The organism is Herbaspirillum sp. SJZ099 (genome assembly GCF_007828355.1).
Taxonomy (GTDB): domain Bacteria; phylum Pseudomonadota; class Gammaproteobacteria; order Burkholderiales; family Burkholderiaceae_D; genus Herbaspirillum.
The window spans coordinates 1,102,172-1,121,420 of record NZ_VIUO01000001.1 but is presented as its reverse complement, the minus strand read 5'-3'; the positions used below and the strand labels follow the sequence as shown (position 1 = coordinate 1,121,420).

Here is a 19,249-nt window from a genome sequence, read left to right as displayed (position 1 = left end):
TTTCATTTTATCTATACTTTTTGGAGGATATGATGCAATCAGAATGCACGATCCAGTGGGCGCCGCCCCAGCGCGGTTCTTCGGCTGCCGATTCCGCCTCCTCCCTTTGGAATGCGGACGCAGTCCAGGCGCTGTTCGACCTGCCTTTCCTCGACTTGCTGTATCGGGCGCAAACCGTCCATCGCGACAACTTCCCGGCCAATGAGGTGCAGTTGTCCAGCCTGCTGTCGATCAAGACCGGCGGCTGCCCCGAAGACTGCGGCTATTGCTCGCAATCGTCCCGGCACCAGTCGGCCGATATCACCGCGACCAAGCTGATGTCGACGCAGGATGTGCTGGCCGCCGCGCGCGACGCCAAGCAACAAGGCGCCAGCCGTTTCTGCATGGGCGCGGCCTGGCGCAATCCCAAGCAGCGCGACATGGACACACTCACAACCATGGTGCGCGAGGTGCGCGCATTGGGGCTGGAAACCTGCATGACGCTGGGCATGCTGGAAGAAACCCAGGCGCAGGCGCTCAAGCAGGCCGGGCTGGATTACTACAACCACAACCTCGACACCGCGCCGGATTTCTACGGCAACATCGTTTCCACCCGCAGCTACCAGGATCGGCTCGACACCATCCGCAAGGTGCAGGATGCCGGCTTGCGCGTCTGCAGCGGCGGCATTGTCGGCATGGGCGAGACGCGCCGCCAGCGCGCCATGCTGATCGCGCAGCTGGCCGCCCTGACGCCGCAGCCGGAGTCGGTGCCGATCAACCATCTGGTGCCGATCAAGGGCACGCCGCTGGAAGATGCGCCGCCGCTGGACGAGCTCGAATTCATCCGTACCGTGGCGGTAGCGCGCATCAGCTTGCCGAAGTCGATGGTCCGGCTCTCGGCCGGCCGCGAAAGCATGGGCGAAGCTACCCAGGCGCTGTGCTTCGCCGCCGGCGCCAACTCGATCTTCCTCGGGGCCAAACTACTGACTACGCCCAATGCCGCCCTCTCTTCCGACCAGGACTTGCTGGCGCGGCTTGGCATCAAGCCCATGCCTGCGGATTGCGCATCGTGATGCGGCAGGATGGCGCGCATCACGCACATGAGGCGCCCGTGGAATGGAACGAGGAATTTTGCGGCGGCGCCTGGATCATCAGGAGTTATGCCGACGTCGCCGCCGCCTTGCGCGACCCGCGGTTCTCGGTACGGCGCGCGGCCCGCTGGATCAACAGCACGCTCGCCTCGCCCGAGGGCGGCCTGCCGCATGCGCTGCCAGATCCGGGGCTGGACCAGTTCAAGCGCGTGTTCTCGCGCTCCCTGCTGTTTGTCGATGGCCGCGCCCATCGCCGGCTGCGCGGCATCGTCAACATCGGTTTCAAACCGAACGATTTGCAGTCGCTGGCGCCGGCCATTGCCGGCATTGCCGAGCAACTGATCGCCGCGCTCTGCGCAAAGGCGACAGCCGGGGAAAGCGGCGACGGACGGCGCCAGGTCGCCTTCGATTTCATCGAAAGTTTCGCCCGCCCGCTGCCGGCGCTGGTGATCGCCCGCATGCTGGGGATCACCTCCGGGCAGCCGCCCGGCTTCGTCGCCTGGGCGGCCGACCTGGCCGCGTTCATCGGCAGCCCGACGCCCACCGCCGAACAAGCCCGGCGCGCGCAGCAGGCGCTGGCCTGCATGACCGGATTCTTCCAGGATGAAATGTCGGCGCGCGCGGACACTCCAAGCGCCACTCCAAGCGCCACCCCAGGCGACGACCTGCTGGGACGCATCATGCTGGCGCACCGGCAGCATCGCCTGTCCCGCATCGAAGCCCTGGCGCAATGCTGCACCCTGCTCTTTGCGGGCTACGAAACCACCCGCAACCTGCTCGGCAACGGCTTGCTGGCGCTGCTGCGGCATCCGGAGCAATGGGCCAGGCTGAAGGCGTCGCCGCCACTGCTGCGCAACGCCATCCGGGAAATGCTGCGCCATGACAGCCCGGTGCAATACACCGGCCGCCGACTGCTGGCCGACATTGAACTGCGCGGCAAGACGCTGCGCAAAGGCCAGCTGGCGATCTTGCACATCGGCGCCGCCAACCGCGATCCGGAACGCTTCAGCGAGCCGCACCGCTTCGACATCGCCCGCGATGAAGGCAACCATCTCGCGTTCGGCCACGGCCCGCACGTCTGCATCGGCGCCGCGCTCAGTTGCATGGAGGCGGAGATCGCCTTTGGCGCACTGCTGCGGGCCATGCCCGACATGGCGCTGGGCCCCGCCGGCCTGGCCTGGCAAGACAATTGCGCCTATCGCGCGCTGGAACGGCTGCCCCTGACTTGCCATCTGCCGTCCATACCGCCCCTGCCATCCATGCATCAGGCGCGGCAAGCCACATACCACGGGAGCCCCCATTGAGCGCAAACCACTTCTCCCAATCCCTGTCCGAACTGGCCGCCCAAGGCCTGCGCCGCACCCGGCGCGTGGTCGACGGCCCGCAGGGGCCGATCCTGGAAGTCGACGGCGTGCCGTACCTGTCGTTTTGCAGCAATGACTATCTCGGCCTGGCCAGCCATCCCGGGATCATCGATGCCACGATCTCTGCGGCGCAGCGCTATGGCGTCGGCGCGGCCGCGTCGGCACTGATCTCGGGCCATGCGCGGGCGCACGAAACGCTGGAGCGGGAATTGGCCGATTTCGTCGGCATGCCGCGCGCCCTGTATTTTTCCAACGGCTACATGGCCAACATCGGCGCCATCACCGCGCTGGTGGGCGCCGGCGACGCGGTCTTCCTCGACCGGCTCAGCCATGCCTCGCTGATCGACGGCGCCCGGCTGTCGCGCGCCGACTTCAGCGTCTATCCGCATCACGATGTCGCGCGGCTGGAACATCTGCTGGCCAAATGCCGGAGCCCGCGCAAGCTGGTCGTCACCGATGCGGTCTTCAGCATGGATGGCGACCTCGCGCCGCTGGCGGAACTGACGGCGATATGCGAGCGCCACGGCGCCTGGCTGCTGGTGGACGATGCCCACGGTTTCGGCGTGCTGGGGCCGCAGGGGCGCGGCAGCCTGCAACACCTCGGCCTGCAATCCGATTGCCTGGTCTACATGGGTACGCTGGGCAAGGCCGCCGGCGTCGCCGGCGCCTTCGTGGCCGGGCCGGCCGAGCTGGTCGAGTGGCTCATGCAACGCGCCCGGACCTATATGTTCACCACCGCCAATCCGGCCATGATGGCATCGGCGGTCAGCGCCAGCCTGACCCTCATCGGCCGCGACGAATGGCGGCGCGAATGCCTGCGGGAAGGCGCCGCCTATCTCAGGCAGCGGCTGGCGCCATTGCCCTGGAAACTGCTGCCGTCATCGACGGCGATCCAGCCGCTGATCGTCGGCGACAACAAGGGCGCCCGCGACCTGATGGATTTCCTGCGCAGCCGCGGCATCTGGGCGCCGGCGATCTGTCCGCCGACCGTGCCCAAGGGAACGGCGCGCCTGCGGATCAGCCTGTCCGCCGTGCACACCGAACAACAGCTGGAACAACTGGCCGAGGCCTTGCTGCACGCCGCCTCGGCGCTTGTGGGGGAAGCTGCATGAATGATTCACGCTCCGGCGAGCTGGTCGCGCGCAGCCTGCGCAGCGTCTGGCATCCGTGCACCCAGATGCGGCACCATGAAAGCAGCCCGCCGATCGCCATTGCGCATGCCCACGGCGCCTGGCTGCACGATGCGGACGGCCGCCGCTATTTCGATGCGATCAGTTCATGGTGGGTCAACCTGTTCGGCCACACCAATGCGCGCATCAACAGCGCCCTGAAGGATCAGCTCGACCGGCTTGAGCATGCGATGCTGGCCGGTTTCACCCATGAGCCGGTGGTCGCCCTGTCGGAAAAACTGTCGGCCCTGACCGGCCACGCGCTCGGCCATTGCTTTTACGCTTCGGACGGCGCTTCGGCCGTCGAAATCGCCCTGAAGATGAGCGCGCATGCCTGGCGCAACGCGGGAGATGGCAACAAGCGCGAATTCATCTGCCTGCAAGGGGGCTATCACGGCGAAACCCTGGGCGCGCTCGGCGTCACCGACACGGCCCTGTTCCGCGCACCTTATGAAAGCCTGCTGCGGGCATCGCATGTCGCCGCCTCGCCCGACGCGCGCCTGGCGCGGTCCGGAGAAAGCGCCGCGGATGTCGCGCTGCGCGCGCTGGCGGACCTGGAACGACTGTTGCAGCAACGCCGGGGCCATATCGCCGCCGTCATCGTCGAACCGCTGGTGCAATGCGCCGGCGGAATGGCCATGCATGACGCCGGCTACCTGGCCGGCGTGCGCCGGCTGTGCGATGCCTACCGGGTGCATATGATCGCCGATGAAATCGCGGTCGGCTGCGGCCGCACCGGCAGCTTCTTCGCCTGCGAGCAGGCCGGCATCTGGCCCGATTTCCTGTGCCTGTCCAAGGGCATCAGCGGCGGCTACCTGCCGCTCTCGCTGGTGATGACGCTCGACGCCATCTATGAAGCGTTCTACGACGACGATGTGCGCAAAGGCTTCCTGCACTCCCATTCCTATACCGGCAATCCGCTGGCATGCCGGGCCGCGCTGGAGGTGCTCGCCATCTTCGAGGACGACGATGTGCTGGCGCGCAACCGCGTATTCGCCGCCGCGATGACCGAGGCGCTGCAGCCGCTGGCGCAGGACTCGCGCATCGCCCACTTCCGCCAGACCGGGATGATCTGGGCCTGCGATGCCGCCATTGACGGGCCACCCGGCTTCTCTCGCCGCTTCGCCGCCGCGGCCGCCCGCAACGAACTGCTGCTGCGGCCGATCGGCAACACCATCTACCTGATGCCGCCTTATCTCCTGGCGCTGGAAGACGCCGCCTGGCTGGCCGAACGGATACGGCGCACCTTCGATGCGGTGATGGAGGCCGCATGAATACGCATAATACAAATACGGCGGGATTTTTCATCACCGGCACCGATACCGGCGTGGGAAAGACTTTGGTATCGGCAGCGCTGATCCGCCTGTTCGCGCAGCGCGGAATCAGGGTGGCCGGCATGAAACCGGTGGCGTCGGGCGCATACCGCGATGGCGACGCTTGGCGCAACGAAGACGTCGAGATGCTGCGCGCCCAGGCCAACGTTGACCTTCCCGCGGCCATCATCAATCCTTACCAGCTGAAAGAGGCGACCGCCCCGCATATCGCGGCGCAGGCCGAGGGGATACCCATCGAGCTGGCGCATATCGAACGCTGCTACCGGGAAATCCGGCGCGCGGCGGATATGGTGATAGTCGAAGGCGCCGGCGGTTTCGTGGTGCCGCTCAATGACAACGCCAATAGCGATGATCTTGCCGCCCGGCTGGGCCTGCCGGTGATTTTGGTGGTGGGAATACGGCTGGGGTGCATCAACCATGCCCTGCTGACCCAGCGAGCCATCGCCGGCCGGGGCCTGCGCCTGGCCGGCTGGGTGGCCAATGTCATCGATCCGCAGGAACCTCGATCCGGGGCGATGGTGGCCAGCCTGCGGCAGCGCATCGACACCCCGATGCTGGGCCGCCTGCCGTGGCGCGACGGCATGGATGCGGCCATGGCGGCGGGCCTGCTCGATCCGGCGATCTTAGCCCAGGCCGCCCTCGCGGACGATGCGGCCGTGATCTAACTGATAGGCCCGGTCGCTGACCAGGCGGGCGAAGTGGAGGTTCTGCTCGCACAGCAAGACCGCCATGCCGGCCTGCTTGAGCTTGACGATCATGGCCGCCATCTGCTCCACGATCACCGGCGCCACGCCTTCCGACGGCTCGTCCAGCAACAGCAGGTGCGGGTTGCCCATCAGCGTGCGGGCGATGGTCAGCATCTGCTGCTCGCCGCCGCTCATCTGGCCGCCGGGCCGCTGCGGCATGGCGCCCAGGTTGGGGAACAGTGCAAACAGCGCATCCGGCGTCCATGCCGGGGCGCCGGGGCGCGGCGGCTGGCGTCCGGTTTCCAGGTTTTGCACGACGCTCAATTCGGTGAACACGCGGCGGTCTTCCGGCACGAAACCCAGGCCCAGGCGCGCCCGCTTGTAGGACGGCAGGCGCGCGATGTCGCAGCCGTCGAAAGCCACCCTGCCTTGCGTGCCGTCCAGCAGCCCCATCAACGCCTTCAGGGTGGTCGACTTGCCGGCGCCGTTGCGCCCCGTCAGCGCCACCACCTCGCCGCGCCCGACCTCCAGTTGCAGGTCGAACAGGATATGGGCCTGGCCATAGAAGGCGTTGAGCCCTTCCACTTTCAACAGCGGCGTGCTCATGCCATGTCCTCCTCCGGCCGGTCTTCGAAGGTGCTGCCGGAGCCGAAATAGACTTCGCGCACCTGCGCGTCGCGGCGGATGTCGGCGGCGACGCCGTCGGCGATGAGCCGGCCGCGCGCCAGTACGATGATGCGGTCGGCGAAGGCGAACACCACGTCCATGCTGTGCTCGGTAAACAGCACCGAGATGCCGCGTTCGCTGACCAGTTGCCGCGTCAGCGCCATCAGTTCGCGGCGCTCGTGCGCGGCCATGCCGGCGGTCGGCTCGTCCATCAGCAGCAGGCGCGGCTGGTTGGACAATGCCATGGCCAGCTCGACGCGCTTGATATCGCCATAGGCCAGGATGCCGCAGGCACGCTGCGCTTGCGGCGCCATGCCGACCTGCTGCAGCAAGTGCATCGCCTCGTCGCGGTAGTAGCGCGCGGCCGGGCGCCACAGCTGGCCGAGCTTGCGGTGGTGCGACAGTAAGGCGGCCTGGACGTTTTCCAGCACCGTCATCGAATGGAAGGCGGCCGACACCTGGAAAGTGCGCCCCACGCCGCGGCGCCAGATACGGCGCGGGCCGAGGCCGGCGATATCCTTTCCGTCCAGCAGCACGGCGCCGCCGTCGGGCTTGTGCTGGCCGTTGATGATGTTGAAGCAGGTAGACTTGCCGGCGCCATTGGGGCCGATCAGCGCCAGCAACTGCCCGGCCGGCAGTTGGAACGACACATCGTCGAGCGCCTGTACGCCGCCGAAGGCCTTGGAGAGATGGCTGACCTGCAGCAGGCTCATGGCGCAGCCTCCTCCGAACGGCGTTCGAAGCGGCGCAGCAGGCCGGCCACGCCGCCGGGCAAGAGCAGCACCAGCGCCAGGATGACCAGGCCCAGCAAGGCGCGCCAGTAATCGGTCTCGCGCGCCACCACATCCTGCAGCCAGGTGAACAGCGACGCCCCGAGCAGCGGGCCGAGCAGGCTTTGCAGGCCGCCCAGCATCACCATCACCAGCCCATCGACCGAGCGGTTGATGCCGACCACTTCGGGGGAAATGCTCCCCTTGGAAAAGGCGAACAGCACGCCGGCCAGCCCGCAGAACACGCCGGCCACGGCGAAGCCCAGCCACTGCACGCGCTTGACGTCGATCCCCAGCGCTTCGGCGCGCACGGTCGAATCGCGCGCGGCGCGCAGCGCCAGCCCGAACGGCGCATACACCACCCGGCGCAGCAGCCAGACGCCGGCCGCGGCACATGCCAGCGCCAGATAGTAGTAAGCGACGGGAGAGGCCAATGCTTCGATCGGCCGGATGCCGACCAGGCCGTTGCTGCCGCCGGTGACGTCGTCCCACTGGAAGATCACGGCCCAGACGATCTGGGCGAAGGCCAGCGTCAGCATGGCCAGGTAGACGCCCGACAGGCGCACGCAGAACCAGCCGAACAGCAACGCGCCCAGCAGCGCCACCACCGGCCCGGCGACGAAGGCGGCGGCCATCGGCCATTGCAGTTTCAGCGCCAGCAGCGCGGCGCCGTAAGCGCCCAAGCCGAAATACGCGGCATGCCCGAACGAGGCCATGCCGCCCGGCCCCATGATGAAGTGCAGGCTGGCGGCGAACAGCACGGCCACCAGGATTTCCACCATCAGCACCGGCAGATAGGGAAAGCTGTCGGCCAGCAGCGGCAAGGCCAGCAACAGCGCGAACAGCGCCATGCCCGCCAGGCGGGCGGCGCGGCTGGCCGGACGCAGCGGCAATTCATGCCCGGCGCCGCCACGCGCTGGCGCCAGCGGTTTGCCGAACAGGCCCCATGGCCGCACCACCAGTATCAGCGCCATCACCAAAAATTCCACCACCAGCGTCAGGCGCGACAGGGAAAACTCGATGCCCAGCAGCGAGACGTTGCCCAGCGCGATGCACAGGGCCTTGACCTCGGCGATCAGCAAGGCCGCCGCGAAAGCGCCGCCGATCGATCCCATGCCGCCGACCACCACCACCACGAAGGTGGTGCCGATGGTATCCAGGTCCAGCGCCAGGTTGGCGGGAATGCGCGGTCCTTGCAAGGCGCCGCCCAGGCCGGCCAGGAAGCAGCCCAGCGTGAACACGCCTGTAAATAGCCAGGCCTGGTTCACGCCCAGCGCGCCCAGCATGTCGCGGTCCTGGGTGGCGGCGCGGATCAGCGTACCCCAGCGGGTGCGGTTCAACAGCAGCCACAGCAGGCCGAACACCAGGGGCCCGATGAGGATCAGCAGCAAGTCGTATTGCGGCAGGCGGCGGCCCAGCAGGTGTACCGCGCCTTCCAGGCCCGGCGCGCGCGGCGCGAACAGGTCTTCCGGGCCCCAGGCCCAGAGCGCAGCGTCCTTGATCACCAGCACCAGGGCGAAGGTGGCCAGCAACTGGAACAGTTCGGGAGCGCGGTAGATGCGGCGCAGGATGAGGATTTCCACCGCCGCGCCGATGATGGCCACGGCAAACGCCGACAGCAGCACGGCGCTCCAGAAACCGCCGGCGCTGGCGCCGATGGCCTCGACCAGGGTGTAGGCGATGTACAGGCCCAGCATGTAGAAGGAGCCATGCGCGAAGTTGACGATGCGCGTGACGCCGAAGATCAGCGACAGGCCGGCCGCCACCAGGAACATGGCGGAGGCGTCGGCCAGGCCGTTGATCAGCTGGACGGTGAGGCTGGCCAGCGTCATGGGAGCCGCGCCCGCCAAAGAGGAATGCTCATGGCAGGCGCAATCAATCGGCCGGGCGCAGCTTCTTCACCTCGGCGTCCGGCAATTGCAGCGCGGCGCCGTCGATGTAGGTGAAGCTGGTCATGATTCCCTTGCCATCCTTGAGGCCGGTGCGGCCGACGAAAGCCCCCAGCGTGGACTGGTGGTCCTGCGCGCGGTAGACGATGGGCGCCACCGGGGTATCGACCTGCAGGCCGGAGAAAGCCGCGGCCAGCTTGTCGGCATCCGTGCTGCCGGCCTTCTTGATGCCGGCGGCGATCGACATCAGCGCGGCATAGCCGACCAGCGAGCCGTTGCGCGGATAGTCGTTGTATTTCTTGCGGTAGGCGTCGACGAACTTCTTGTGCTCGGGCGTGTTGATCGCATACCAGGGGTAACCGGTGACGATCCAGTTCACCGGCGCTTCGCCCTTGAGCGGGTCGAGGTATTCCGGCTCGCCGGTCAACAGCGAGACCACTTCCACGCCATCGAACAGGCCACGGGTATTGCCTTCGCGCACGAACTTGCCGAGGTCGGCGGCGAACAGCGCGTTGAAGATGGCGTCAGGCTTGGCGTCGGCCAGCGCCTGGGCGACCGCGCCGGCATCGATCTTGCCCAGCGGCGGCGCCTGTTCGGCGACGAACTCCACATCCGGCTGCGCCTGCTGCATCAGCGCCTTGAAACTGGCTGCGGCCGACTGGCCGTATTCGTAGTTGGGGTAGACGATGGCCCAGCGCTTTTTCTTCAGCTTGACCGCCTCTTTCACAACAGAAGCCACCAGCATGTAGGTGGAGGGACGCAGGCGATAGGTGTATTTGTTGCCGTTGTGCCAGACGATCTTGTCGGTCAGCGGCTCGGCGGCGAGGAAGAACACCTTGCGCTGCTTGGCGTAGTCGGTCAGCGCCAGGCCGGTGTTGGAGAGGAAGCCGCCGAACAGCAGCGCCACGCGCTCGCGCGTCATCAGTTCCTCGGCAATGCGCACCGAGTCGCCGGGATTGCCGTTGTCGTCGCGCGCGATCACTTCCAGCTTCTTGCCCAGCACGCCGCCGGCGGCATTGACCTCATCGACGGCCATTTCCCAGCCGCGGCGGTAGGGCTCGAGGAAAGCCGGCTGCGCCTTGTAGCTGTTGATCTCGCCGATCTTGATGGTGCTTTGCGCCTGCGCCAGCGGGCCTGCGGACAGGGCCAGGATGGCGGCGCCGACGGCCAGCAGGCTGCTGCATTTCAGGTATTGGAGACGTTGGAAGCGTTGGAGAAAGCCGATGCGATGTGTCACGTTGTTCCCTTCAGAGGTCATTGCCGTCTTGGCGCGGCGCGCAGGCGTAATCATAACCGTTGTCGCAGTAGCGGGCCTGGCGCGGTACTGCGGCTTATTTGATGCGCTGCTTTTCCAGCTTGCGCGCCAGGGTGCGGCGGTGCATGCCGAGCCGGCGGGCGGTTTCGGAGATGTTGAAGTCGGTTTCCACCAGCACTTCGTGGATGCGCTCCCACTCCAGAGTCTTGATCGAAGTCGCGCGCGCCGGCAATTCCAGTTCGGCCATGCCGGCCACATGGCCGAAGGCGGCTTCGATGTCATCGGTATTGGAAGGTTTGGCCAGGTATTGGCAGGCGCCCAGTTTGATCGCCTCGACCGCGGTGGTGATGCTGGCGAAGCCGGTCAGCACCACGATCAGCATGGCGGGATCGTGGGCGTGCAGCATCTGCACGCAGGCCAGGCCCGAGGCGTTGCCGGAGAGTTTGAGGTCGACCACGGCATAACCCGGATTGTGGTCCTGCAGATGAGCCGCGGCCTCTTCCTGGTTGGAGGCTTGCAGCACCGTGTAGCCGCGGCGCTCGAACGAGCGGCTCAAGGTGCGGGCGAAGGCGGCGTCATCCTCGATGATCAGGAGCAGGCGGTCAACCGTCATGTTGCAATTTCCATATTTCTTTCTACTTTCCCAACCCGCTATTGTATGGCGAGATCGGGTTTGGGCGCCTATGCCAGGCATGAAATAGGAATTGACCGGCGCCAGGCGGCAGCCGATGGGCTTGTGCGCCCGCTCAGCCAGCTTGCGTCGTGTTCTGCCGGGACGGGGATTGGACTTCCGGAGCCGGTGAATCGGGCGCCTCTTCCAGGCTGATCGCCGACAGCGGCAGCGTGAGCGTCACCGTGGCGCCCCCGGTTGCGCGGTTGCTGGCGGCAATCCGCCCGCCCAGCTTGCGGGCGACGTTGACCACGAAGAACAGGCCCAGCCCCCGGCCCGGCTTGCCTTTGGTCGACTGGTAAGGCTTGCCGAGCTGGCTGAGCATCCACTCCGGAAAACCGGCCCCGCGGTCGCTCACTTCCATCTGCAGCAGGTCCCCTTCCCGCTTCACCAGCAGCGAGATCCAGTCGGGCGATACCTCGAAGGCGTTATCCAGCACGTTGCCCAGCATCTGCTTGATGGCCGAGTCGAACACCACGGGCACGTCCTGTTCGATCAGGTTGCGGTACTCGAACTCGGCGACCGGCCGCGATTTGCGCCAGTCTTCGGCGACGCTGTCGAGGAAGGTGTTGAGGGTGGTCTTGACCGAGGATTCGCCGCGCGCTTCGCCGGCCGACAGCAGCACGCCGCTGACGATGGCCTTGCAGCGCTGCAGTTGCGCTTCCATCTCGCTGATGTCGTCCAGCAGTTCCTGGCGCTGGCTGATTTCCGGCATGCGGCGCCAGTCGCCCAGGATCACCGACAAGGTCGACAGCGGCGTGCCCAGTTCATGCGCCGCGCCGGAGGCCAACAGGCCCATGCGCACGATGTGGTCTTCTTCGGCGGCGCGCTGGCGCAGGTCGGCCAGCATGGCGTCGCCGGCGCGCAGGTTGCTGTTGATGCGGGTGATGAAGAACACCAGCAGCCCGGCATTGAGCAGGAAGCAGATCAGCGTGCCTTCCACATACAGGCTGAACAGGCCGTTGCTGTGGTCGGGCGGCAGCGCCAGCGGTTCGGAGAACAGCGCCAGTCCGGCCAGGCAACCCAGGGTGATGCCGACGATGGCCCAACTCGACCAGGGCTTGAGCAGCACCGCCGAGAGGATGATCTGCATCAGGTAGAGGAAGGCGAACGGATTGGTGATGCCGCCGGAGAGATAGAGCTGGAAAGTCAGCGCCGCTACATCCACCAGCAAGGCCAGGAACAGTTCGGCGTTGGTGACCGTGCGGCGTTCATGCCAGCGCAGGTGGCTGGCGATGTTGAAGGCGATCAGGCAGGACAGCACCTCCAGCATGTGCGGCAGCGGCAGGCGGATGTCGAACACCAGCGCCACGAAGGCGACGGTGGAGATCTGCCCCAGCACCGCCAGCCAGCGCAGCTGGATCAGCAGCAGCATGTTCTGGTGGCCGGCCGGGTTTTCCTGGCCCTGCCTCAGGCGCTGCCAGCGCTCCTTGAGCGTCCTGGGCTTGCCGGCCCCGGCGGCTCCGCCAGACTCAGTGCCGGCCGTCATCTTTCTTTTCCTGTTGGGGGCGTGCAAGGCCGGCGCGGCGGCGTTCATCGCGCACCACCCAGAAACCGGCGCCTGCGACCATCAGCGCCAGCGCATACCAGGTCAGCGCATAGACCAGGTGGCTGTTGTGGAAGGCGATCACGGTCAGCCCGCCGACCGGTTTTTCGGCATCGGGGGCGTTGCCGGCATTGGCTTGCGACGATGCGCGGTCGGCATCGACGAAGTAAGGCGCCACGCGCTCCGGCGCCAGGCCGCGCGCGGCAGCGATTGCCTGCACATCGCGCGAATACCAGCGGTTCTGCTGCGGCTCGTTGCTGCGCAGGAAACCGCCGCCCTGCTCGCTCATGCGCATCAGGCCCACCACTTCGACCGGCGGTTCGCCGGGGCCATCCTGCGCAGTGCTGGCGATCAGCTTGATCGGCGCGGCGCCGACAAAGCCGCGATTGACCAGCACCAGGTCGCCGTCGGCGGTCTGCAGCGGGGTCAGCAGCCAGGAGCCGCTGCCCAGGTCGGTGCTGGCCTGGACGGCGGTGGTCTTGCTATAGAGGAAGCGACCGCTCAGGCTGACGCGGCGGTATTCGTCAGCCTCCGACGAGACTTGCGGCCACAAGGCACGCCCGGGCGCCGGCACCGGCGCCGCATGCACGCGCGCATCGACCTTGGAGATGAGCGCCAGTTTCCATTGCAGGCGGTAGACCTGCCAGGTTCCGAGCGCGACGAAGACCATAAAGAAAAATCCCGCACAAAGCGCCAGGAAAATCAGGCTGGCTCTTGAGCGGGATGTCGGGGCGGCTTGCGCGCGCCCCGTTTCGATGCCTTGCGTCACGCGGTTGCGTGGCGTTTGGCTCATTTCGCCTGCTGCATCTCGTGCTGCATGCCGGGCATGCTTTGCTGCATCGACTGCGGCACGGTTTCATTGGGCATGTTCTGCGGCGACATGCCCGGCATCATGTTGTGGTTCAAGTGGTACATGACCCACAGCGAGCCGGCCAGCGTAATGCCCACGATGACGACGGTAAAGATCATCGCCAGCATGTTCCAGCCGCCTTCGGACTTGCCGTTCATGTGCAGGAAGTACTTGATGTGCACCACGATCTGCACGGCGGCGAAGGCCAGCAGGACCATGGCCATGCTGCTCGAGCTTTCGATCTTCTTGCCCATCACCAGCCAGAACGGGATGGCGGTCAGGATCACGGCCAGCACGAAGCCGGTGACGTAGTCCTTCATCGAACCATGCGCGCCGTGGTCGTCATGGTGGCCATGACCGTCGTGGTGGTCGTGCTGGCCCATCGGGCGGGCCGGGTGTTCTTGGTGGCCGCGGCTCATGGCAGGACTCCCATCAGGTAGACAAAGGTGAAGACGCCGATCCAGACCACGTCCAGGAAGTGCCAGAACATCGACAGGCACATCAGGCGGCGACCGTTTTCCGGGGTCAGGCCATGCTTGTTGACCTGGAACATCAGCACGACCAGCCAGATGATGCCGAAGGACACGTGCAGGCCGTGGGTGCCGACCAGCGCGAAGAACGAGGTCAGGAAACCGCTGCGGGTCGGGCCGGCGCCTTCGTGGATCAGGTGCAGGAACTCATACAGTTCGAAGTAGATGAAGCCGGCGCCCAGCAGGCCGGTGATGGCCAGCCAGACCAGCGTATTCTGCTGCTTCTTGGCCTGCATCGCCAGCATGGCGAAGCCATAGGTGATCGACGACAGCAGCAGCAGCGCGGTGTTCAGCGCCACCAGCGGCAGGTCGAACAGTTCGGCGCCGGTCGGGCCGCCCGCGTAGTTGCGGCCGAGCACGGCGTAGCACGCAAACAGGCAGGCGAAGATGAGGCAGTCGCTCATCAGGTAGATCCAGAAGCCCAGCAGGGTGCCGTTCTCCGGATGGTGATGGCGGGTCCAGAAACGCGAGCTTGGCGTCGCGTCGGCCGTGGGATTAATCGCTTCAGACATGGCTATTCAACAGGCGAGTGCGCTCTGCTTCGACCCGGACGACTTCGTCGGCCGGGATGTAGTAGTCGCGGTTGTAATTAAAGGTGTGGACGATAGTCGCTACCACCACGGCGATCAGGGCAGCCACTGCCGGCAGCCACATTTGCCAGATCATGGCGAAGCCGAACGCTGCCGACAGGGCCGCGATGATGAAGCCGGCGCCGGTGTTCTTCGGCATGTGGATCTCGACGAAGTCGCCCAGCGGACGCTTGTAGCCGTGCTTCTTCATATCGGTCCAGGCGTCGTTGTCATGCACCACCGGGGTGAACGCGAAGTTGTAGGCCGGCGGCGGCGACGCGGTCGACCATTCCAGGGTACGGCCGTCCCACGGGTCGCCGGTGACATCGGCCAGCTTCTTGCGGTCGCGGATGGACACGTAGATCTGGATGATGAACGAGGCGATGCCCAGGGCGATCAGGCCGGCGCCCAGCGCGGCGACCACGAACCAGATCTGCAGCGACGGATCGTCGAAGTGGCTCACGCGGCGGGTCACGCCCATCAGGCCCAGCACGTACAGCGGCATGAAGGCCAGGTAGAAGCCGACCAGCCAGAACCAGAACGAGCAGCGGCCCCAGAAATCGTTGAGCTTGAAGCCGAAGGCCTTCGGGAACCAGAAGTTGATGCCGGCGAACATGCCGAACACCACGCCGCCGATGATCACGTTGTGGAAGTGGGCGATCAGGAACAGGCTGTTGTGCAGCACGAAGTCGGCCGGGGGAACGGCCAGCAGCACGCCGGTCATGCCGCCGATGACGAAGGTGATCATGAAGCCGATGGTCCACAGCATGGGCACTTCAAAGCGGATGCGGCCGCGATACATGGTGAACAGCCAGTTGAAGATCTTGGCGCCGGTCGGGATCGAGATGATCATCGTGGTGATGCCGAAGAACGAGTTGACGCTGGCGCCCGAACCCATGGTGAAGAAGTGGTGCAGCCACACCAGGTACGACAGGATGGTGATCACGACGGTCGCGTACACCATGGAGGTGTAGCCGAACAGGCGCTTGCCGCTGAAGGTCGAGACGATTTCGGAGAAGATGCCGAACGCCGGCAGCACCAGGATGTAGACCTCGGGGTGGCCCCAGATCCAGATCAGGTTCACGTACATCATGGCGTTGCCGCCCATGTCGTTGGTGAAGAAGTTGGTGCCGAAGACGCGATCCAGCGAGAGCATGGCCAGCACGGCGGTCAGGACCGGGAAGGCGGCCACGATCAGCACGTTGGTGCACAGCGAGGTCCAGGTGAAGACGGGCATCTTCATCATGTTCATGCCTGGGGCGCGCATCTTGACGATGGTGACCACCAGGTTGACGCCCGACAGCAGCGTCCCTACCCCGGCCACCTGCAAGGCCCAGATGTAGTAGTCGACCCCGACGTCCGGACTGTACAGGATGCCCGACAGCGGCGGATACGCCAGCCAGCCGGTGCGCGCGAATTCGCCCACGAACAGCGAGGCCATCACCAGCAGCGCGCCGAAGGTGGTCATCCAGAAGCTGAAGTTGTTGAGGAACGGGAACGCCACGTCGCGCGCGCCGATCTGCAGGGGTACGACGTAGTTCATCAGGCCGGTCACCAGCGGCATGGCCACGAAGAAGATCATGATCACGCCGTGGGCGGTGAAGATCTGGTCATAGTGGTGCGGCGGCAGGAAACCGGGATTGTCGCCGAAGGCGATGGCCTGCTGGGCGCGCATCATGATGGCGTCGGAGAAACCGCGCAGCAGCATGACGATGGCCAGCACGATGTACATGATGCCGATGCGCTTGTGGTCGATGCTGGTGAACCAGTCGCGCCACAGCACGCCCCACAGGCGATACTTGGTCAGCAGCGCCAGCAGCACGATGCCGCCCAGGGCGACTGCGGCGAAGGTGCCGATGAGGATCGGCTCATGGTATGGAATCGCTTCCAGGCTGAGACGACCGAAGATCAGCTTTATCAGGTCAAAATTGTCAGACATCTTTACTTCCCGGGGAAAAAGGAAAATACGGTGCAGCCGGCAACTGCCGCGCCAATACAGCTACTGCGCTCGGAACGGTCATTCATTCTTCTGGCCGGGCTTCACGTTCAGGTCGGCGGCCATCATCTTGTCCATGCAGACCGTATTGGGCTCGACGCAGCGGTTGACGATCGCGTGGAACAGGCTGGGGTCGACATTGCCGAACCGGCGGGCAGGCTCACGCTCGCTGGGCTTTTCCAGTTGCAGGTAGTCGGCGCGCCCCATGGCGCCGGACTCGGCCTTGGCCTTCTTGACCCAGTCGTCAAAGCCTTGCTGGTCCAGGCCGTGGAACTTGAAGCGCATGTGCGAGAAGCCTGCGCCGCTGTAGTTGGCGGAGAAGCCCTCATACTCGCCGGCCTTGTTGATGACCGCGTGCAGCTTGGTTTCCATGCCCGGCATCGCGTAGATCTGGCCGGCCAGGGCGGGAATGAAGAAGGAGTTCATCACGTTCGACGCGGTGATCTTGAACTGGATCGGCGTATCGACCGGCGCGGCCAGCTCGTTCACGGTGGCGATGCCCTGCTCCGGATAGATGAACAGCCACTTCCAGTCCAGCGCCACCACTTCGACCGTCAGGGTCTTGGTTTCCGGCGGGATCGGACGCTCCGCGTCCAGGCGCGACAGCGGACGGTACGGATCCAGCGTGTGCGTGGTGATCCAGGTCAGCAGGCCCAGGGCGATGATGATCAGCAGCGGCGCGCCCCAGATGACCAGCTCCAGGCGGGTCGAGTGGTCCCACTCGGGTTCGTAGGGTGCGGAGGTGTTGCTCTTGCGGTAGCGCCATGCGAACAGCACGGTCAGCGCGATCACCGGGACGATGATCAGGAGCATCAGAACGGTGGAAATGACGATCAGGCGTCCCTGTTGGGAGGCGATATCGCCGGACGGATTCATCACTACGGTGTTGCATCCAGCCAACAAAATAGCGGGCAGGAGGAACAATCCGCGACGGAGTATTTGAGAAACCATGGAGGAAAAGTCCAGTCGTATGTAGCAGAGCATGCTAATGTAACGGCAATAAAGTGTGTTGGCGATTGGACGTTTTGTCCCACCCCGTCATGCAGCACCCGCCGGGATGGGAGTTCGTACTGCGACTAAACCTCTAACAGTGGGAGACAAAGCCATGGCAAGCAGCATCCACAACGGTCAAGGTTCCAGCGAGTTCCGGCCGCAATCCAACGTCGCCCCCGCAACCCATAGTCATGGGCACATCGAACCAGGTGAAATCGCCGTCGGCGTGGTGATCGGACGGGCGTCCGAATATTTCGACTTCTTCGTATATGCGCTGGCATCCGTGCTGGTGTTTCCGGCCATTTTCTTTCCTTTCGAGAACAGGCTGGAAGGCACGCTTTACGCGTTCGTGATCTTCGCGTTCGCGTTCCTTGCCCGGCCTGTGGGCACAGTGATATTCATGGCGATCCAGCGGGCATACGGAAGAGAAGTGAAACTGACGCTGGCGCTGTTCCTGCTTGGTTTTTCAACGGCGGGTATTGCCTTGCTGCCAACTTATGATCATATAGGCGCATGGGCCATCATCCTGCTGTCCCTGCTGCGGGTCGGACAGGGCGTCGCGCTGGGCGGCGCCTGGGACGGCTTGCCATCCTTGCTGGCGATAAACGCTCCTCAGAACAGGCGCGGATGGTATGCGGCCCTCGGCCAGCTTGGCGCGCCGCTCGGATTCATCATCGCCGCCAGCCTGTTTGCCTACATGCTTGCGGATCTTACCACGGAAGATTTCCTGGATTGGGGCTGGCGCTATCCTTTTTATGTGGCGTTCGCGATTAACGTTGTCGCGCTGTTCGCCCGCCTGCGCCTGGTTTCCACGCCGGAATACGCCAAGCTGCTCGACGAGCGCGAGCTGGAACCGGCCGGCGTGGTCGAACTGTCCCGTACCCAGGGCCGCAACATCATCATCGGCGCCCTCGCCGCGCTGGCCAGCTACGCGCTGTTCCACCTGGTGACGGTGTTCCCGCTGTCCTGGGCCAGGCTGTACTCGCTGCGGGCCATGGATGACTTCCTGATCACCCAGATCATCGGCGCGGTCATCATGGCCTTGGGCATTGTCGCCTCGGGCCTGATCGCCGACCGTTTCGGCCGCCGCACCGTGCTGGGTTCGATGGCGCTGCTCATCGCCATCCTCTCCGCCTTCGTGCCGACCCTGATGAATGGCGGCGAATACGGCCAGAACACCTTCATCCTGATCGGCTTCGCATTGCTGGGCCTGTCTTATGGCCAGGCTGCCGGCGCCGTGACCGCCAATTTCCAGAAGAAGTATCGCTACACCGGCGCCGCGCTGACGCAAGACCTGGCCTGGCTGGTGGGCGCCGGTTTCGCGCCGCTGGTGGCGCTGGGCCTGTCGGCGCACTTCGGCCTGGCTTACGTGAGTTTCTACCTGCTGTCGGGCGCGGTTGGCTCGTTGGCGGCACTGAGCCTGAACCGGGCACTGGAAGCCCGGGAAGACTGAGGTACTGATAGCCGGCCGTTTCGGCATCGGCAAGAACAAAACCCGGAGGTTCGCTTCCGGGTTTTGTTTTTTCCGGCTGGTGCTATATTGGATTTCCTTACCATCCGCGTCAGAGCCTGCCATGCACTATCTGCTCATCTACGATTTCGTCCCCGACTATCTCGCGCGCCGCCCCGTCCATCGCAACGAGCATCTCGCATTGTGCAAAGAGGCGGTGGCCCGCGGCGAACTGGCGGCCGGCGGCGCCGTCGGCGATCCGCCCGAAAGCGGCCTGCTGCTGTTCAACGCTGCGGCAGCCCATGCCGAAGCCTTCGCCGCCGCCGATCCCTATGTCCGGCACGGGCTGGTGACGCGCTGGCAAGTCAAGCCCTGGGCCACGGTGGTCGGCATTCCCGAACTGGTGCCCGACCCGCTCTGAACGCCTGTCGCAGGCCATCAA

18 protein-coding genes are annotated in these 19,249 nt (G+C 65.3%); 7 read left to right on the top strand and 11 right to left on the bottom strand.

Features of this window, described 5'->3' with window-relative positions:
• The first annotated feature begins 32 nt into the window (after positions 1-32).
• Genes bioB through bioD form a run of 5 tightly spaced genes read left to right on the top strand, consistent with a single transcriptional unit; the run spans position 33 to position 5,602 of the window.
• Positions 33-1,052: a biotin synthase BioB gene (gene bioB, locus FB597_RS04820; RefSeq protein ID WP_141917096.1), complete on the top strand. Its 1,020-nt coding sequence runs from the start codon at positions 33-35 to the stop codon at positions 1,050-1,052.
• Between the two features lie 38 nt (positions 1,053-1,090).
• Positions 1,091-2,374 carry a cytochrome P450 gene (locus FB597_RS04815; RefSeq protein WP_255515803.1) on the top strand — a complete coding sequence of 428 codons (1,284 nt, stop codon included), beginning with the start codon at positions 1,091-1,093 and terminating at the stop codon, positions 2,372-2,374.
• Positions 2,371-3,546 (top strand): 8-amino-7-oxononanoate synthase, encoded by a 1,176-nt coding sequence (gene bioF, locus FB597_RS04810; protein ID WP_141916955.1) that lies wholly within the window; start codon positions 2,371-2,373, stop codon positions 3,544-3,546. Before FB597_RS04815 ends, bioF begins: the two co-directional genes overlap by 4 nt.
• Positions 3,543-4,877, top strand: coding sequence for an adenosylmethionine--8-amino-7-oxononanoate transaminase (bioA, locus tag FB597_RS04805; RefSeq protein WP_144768278.1), 1,335 nt, complete (start codon positions 3,543-3,545; stop codon positions 4,875-4,877). The genes bioF and bioA overlap by 4 nt, the downstream gene beginning before the upstream one ends.
• Complete coding sequence (bioD, locus tag FB597_RS04800; protein ID WP_141916950.1) at positions 4,874-5,602, top strand: dethiobiotin synthase; 729 nt, start codon at positions 4,874-4,876, stop codon at positions 5,600-5,602. Before bioA ends, bioD begins: the two co-directional genes overlap by 4 nt.
• Here the strand turns inward: bioD and FB597_RS04795 are convergent.
• The 11 genes from FB597_RS04795 to cyoA all read right to left on the bottom strand — a co-directional run bounded on the left by FB597_RS04795 (position 5,561) and on the right by cyoA (position 17,315).
• The gene (locus FB597_RS04795) at positions 5,561-6,229 is read right to left on the bottom strand and encodes an ABC transporter ATP-binding protein (protein WP_141916948.1); all 669 of its coding nucleotides are present in this window, start codon (positions 6,227-6,229) and stop codon (positions 5,561-5,563) included. The two genes, bioD and FB597_RS04795, sit on opposite strands and share 42 nt — an antisense overlap.
• Positions 6,226-7,002, bottom strand: a complete 777-nt coding sequence (locus FB597_RS04790; RefSeq protein ID WP_141916945.1) for an ABC transporter ATP-binding protein — start codon at positions 7,000-7,002, stop codon at positions 6,226-6,228. The genes FB597_RS04795 and FB597_RS04790 overlap by 4 nt, the downstream gene beginning before the upstream one ends.
• Positions 6,999-8,891, bottom strand: coding sequence for an ABC transporter permease (locus FB597_RS04785; protein ID WP_141916943.1), 1,893 nt, complete (start codon positions 8,889-8,891; stop codon positions 6,999-7,001). The genes FB597_RS04790 and FB597_RS04785 overlap by 4 nt, the downstream gene beginning before the upstream one ends.
• Positions 8,892-8,934: 43 nt before the next feature.
• Positions 8,935-10,185 (bottom strand): ABC transporter substrate-binding protein, encoded by a 1,251-nt coding sequence (locus FB597_RS04780; protein ID WP_370454633.1) that lies wholly within the window; start codon positions 10,183-10,185, stop codon positions 8,935-8,937.
• A 94-nt stretch (positions 10,186-10,279) separates the two neighbouring features.
• The gene (locus FB597_RS04775; protein WP_141916941.1) at positions 10,280-10,816 is read right to left on the bottom strand and encodes a response regulator transcription factor; all 537 of its coding nucleotides are present in this window, start codon (positions 10,814-10,816) and stop codon (positions 10,280-10,282) included.
• Positions 10,817-10,949: 133 nt separating this feature from the next.
• Positions 10,950-12,362: an ATP-binding protein gene (locus tag FB597_RS04770; RefSeq protein WP_141916939.1), complete on the bottom strand. Its 1,413-nt coding sequence runs from the start codon at positions 12,360-12,362 to the stop codon at positions 10,950-10,952.
• Positions 12,346-13,212 (bottom strand): SURF1 family protein, encoded by an 867-nt coding sequence (locus FB597_RS04765; RefSeq protein WP_141916937.1) that lies wholly within the window; start codon positions 13,210-13,212, stop codon positions 12,346-12,348. Before FB597_RS04765 ends, FB597_RS04770 begins: the two co-directional genes overlap by 17 nt.
• Positions 13,209-13,688, bottom strand: a complete 480-nt coding sequence (cyoD, locus tag FB597_RS04760) for a cytochrome o ubiquinol oxidase subunit IV (RefSeq protein WP_141916935.1) — start codon at positions 13,686-13,688, stop codon at positions 13,209-13,211. The genes FB597_RS04765 and cyoD overlap by 4 nt, the downstream gene beginning before the upstream one ends.
• Positions 13,685-14,311, bottom strand: a complete 627-nt coding sequence (gene cyoC, locus FB597_RS04755; RefSeq protein WP_141916933.1) for a cytochrome o ubiquinol oxidase subunit III — start codon at positions 14,309-14,311, stop codon at positions 13,685-13,687. The genes cyoD and cyoC overlap by 4 nt, the downstream gene beginning before the upstream one ends.
• Positions 14,304-16,307 (bottom strand): cytochrome o ubiquinol oxidase subunit I, encoded by a 2,004-nt coding sequence (gene cyoB / locus FB597_RS04750; RefSeq protein WP_141916932.1) that lies wholly within the window; start codon positions 16,305-16,307, stop codon positions 14,304-14,306. Before cyoB ends, cyoC begins: the two co-directional genes overlap by 8 nt.
• 78 nt (positions 16,308-16,385) lie before the next feature.
• Entirely contained in the window at positions 16,386-17,315 is a 930-nt protein-coding gene (gene cyoA, locus FB597_RS04745; RefSeq protein ID WP_141916929.1) for a ubiquinol oxidase subunit II, read from the bottom strand.
• A 154-nt stretch (positions 17,316-17,469) separates the two neighbouring features.
• On the opposite strand from cyoA, the gene FB597_RS04740 reads away from it, so the two are divergent.
• A complete protein-coding gene (locus FB597_RS04740; protein WP_141916927.1) occupies positions 17,470-18,810 on the top strand; it encodes an MFS transporter in 1,341 nt (446 codons plus the stop codon).
• Between the two features lie 121 nt (positions 18,811-18,931).
• Positions 18,932-19,228, top strand: a complete 297-nt coding sequence (locus tag FB597_RS04735) for a YciI-like protein (RefSeq protein ID WP_141916924.1) — start codon at positions 18,932-18,934, stop codon at positions 19,226-19,228.
• Positions 19,229-19,249 lie beyond the last annotated feature (21 nt).

Excerpts from the sequence above, each read along its gene's own strand:
- bioD (WP_141916950.1), top strand. The coding sequence starts at position 4,874 with ATGAATACGCATAATACAAATACGGCGGGATTTTTCATCACCGGCACC.
- cyoA (WP_141916929.1), bottom strand. The coding sequence starts at position 17,315 with ATGGTTTCTCAAATACTCCGTCGCGGATTGTTCCTCCTGCCCGCTATT.
- FB597_RS04770 (WP_141916939.1), bottom strand. The coding sequence starts at position 12,362 with ATGACGGCCGGCACTGAGTCTGGCGGAGCCGCCGGGGCCGGCAAGCCC.
- cyoB (WP_141916932.1), bottom strand. The coding sequence starts at position 16,307 with ATGTCTGACAATTTTGACCTGATAAAGCTGATCTTCGGTCGTCTCAGC.
- FB597_RS04765 (WP_141916937.1), bottom strand. The coding sequence starts at position 13,212 with ATGAGCCAAACGCCACGCAACCGCGTGACGCAAGGCATCGAAACGGGG.
- FB597_RS04790 (WP_141916945.1), bottom strand. The coding sequence starts at position 7,002 with ATGAGCCTGCTGCAGGTCAGCCATCTCTCCAAGGCCTTCGGCGGCGTA.
- FB597_RS04795 (WP_141916948.1), bottom strand. The coding sequence starts at position 6,229 with ATGAGCACGCCGCTGTTGAAAGTGGAAGGGCTCAACGCCTTCTATGGC.
- FB597_RS04785 (WP_141916943.1), bottom strand. The coding sequence starts at position 8,891 with ATGACGCTGGCCAGCCTCACCGTCCAGCTGATCAACGGCCTGGCCGAC.
- FB597_RS04740 (WP_141916927.1), top strand. The coding sequence starts at position 17,470 with ATGGCAAGCAGCATCCACAACGGTCAAGGTTCCAGCGAGTTCCGGCCG.
- FB597_RS04775 (WP_141916941.1), bottom strand. The coding sequence starts at position 10,816 with ATGACGGTTGACCGCCTGCTCCTGATCATCGAGGATGACGCCGCCTTC.
- bioA (WP_144768278.1), top strand. The coding sequence starts at position 3,543 with ATGAATGATTCACGCTCCGGCGAGCTGGTCGCGCGCAGCCTGCGCAGC.
- cyoD (WP_141916935.1), bottom strand. The coding sequence starts at position 13,688 with ATGAGCCGCGGCCACCAAGAACACCCGGCCCGCCCGATGGGCCAGCAC.
- cyoC (WP_141916933.1), bottom strand. The coding sequence starts at position 14,311 with ATGTCTGAAGCGATTAATCCCACGGCCGACGCGACGCCAAGCTCGCGT.
- FB597_RS04735 (WP_141916924.1), top strand. The coding sequence starts at position 18,932 with ATGCACTATCTGCTCATCTACGATTTCGTCCCCGACTATCTCGCGCGC.
- bioB (WP_141917096.1), top strand. The coding sequence starts at position 33 with ATGCAATCAGAATGCACGATCCAGTGGGCGCCGCCCCAGCGCGGTTCT.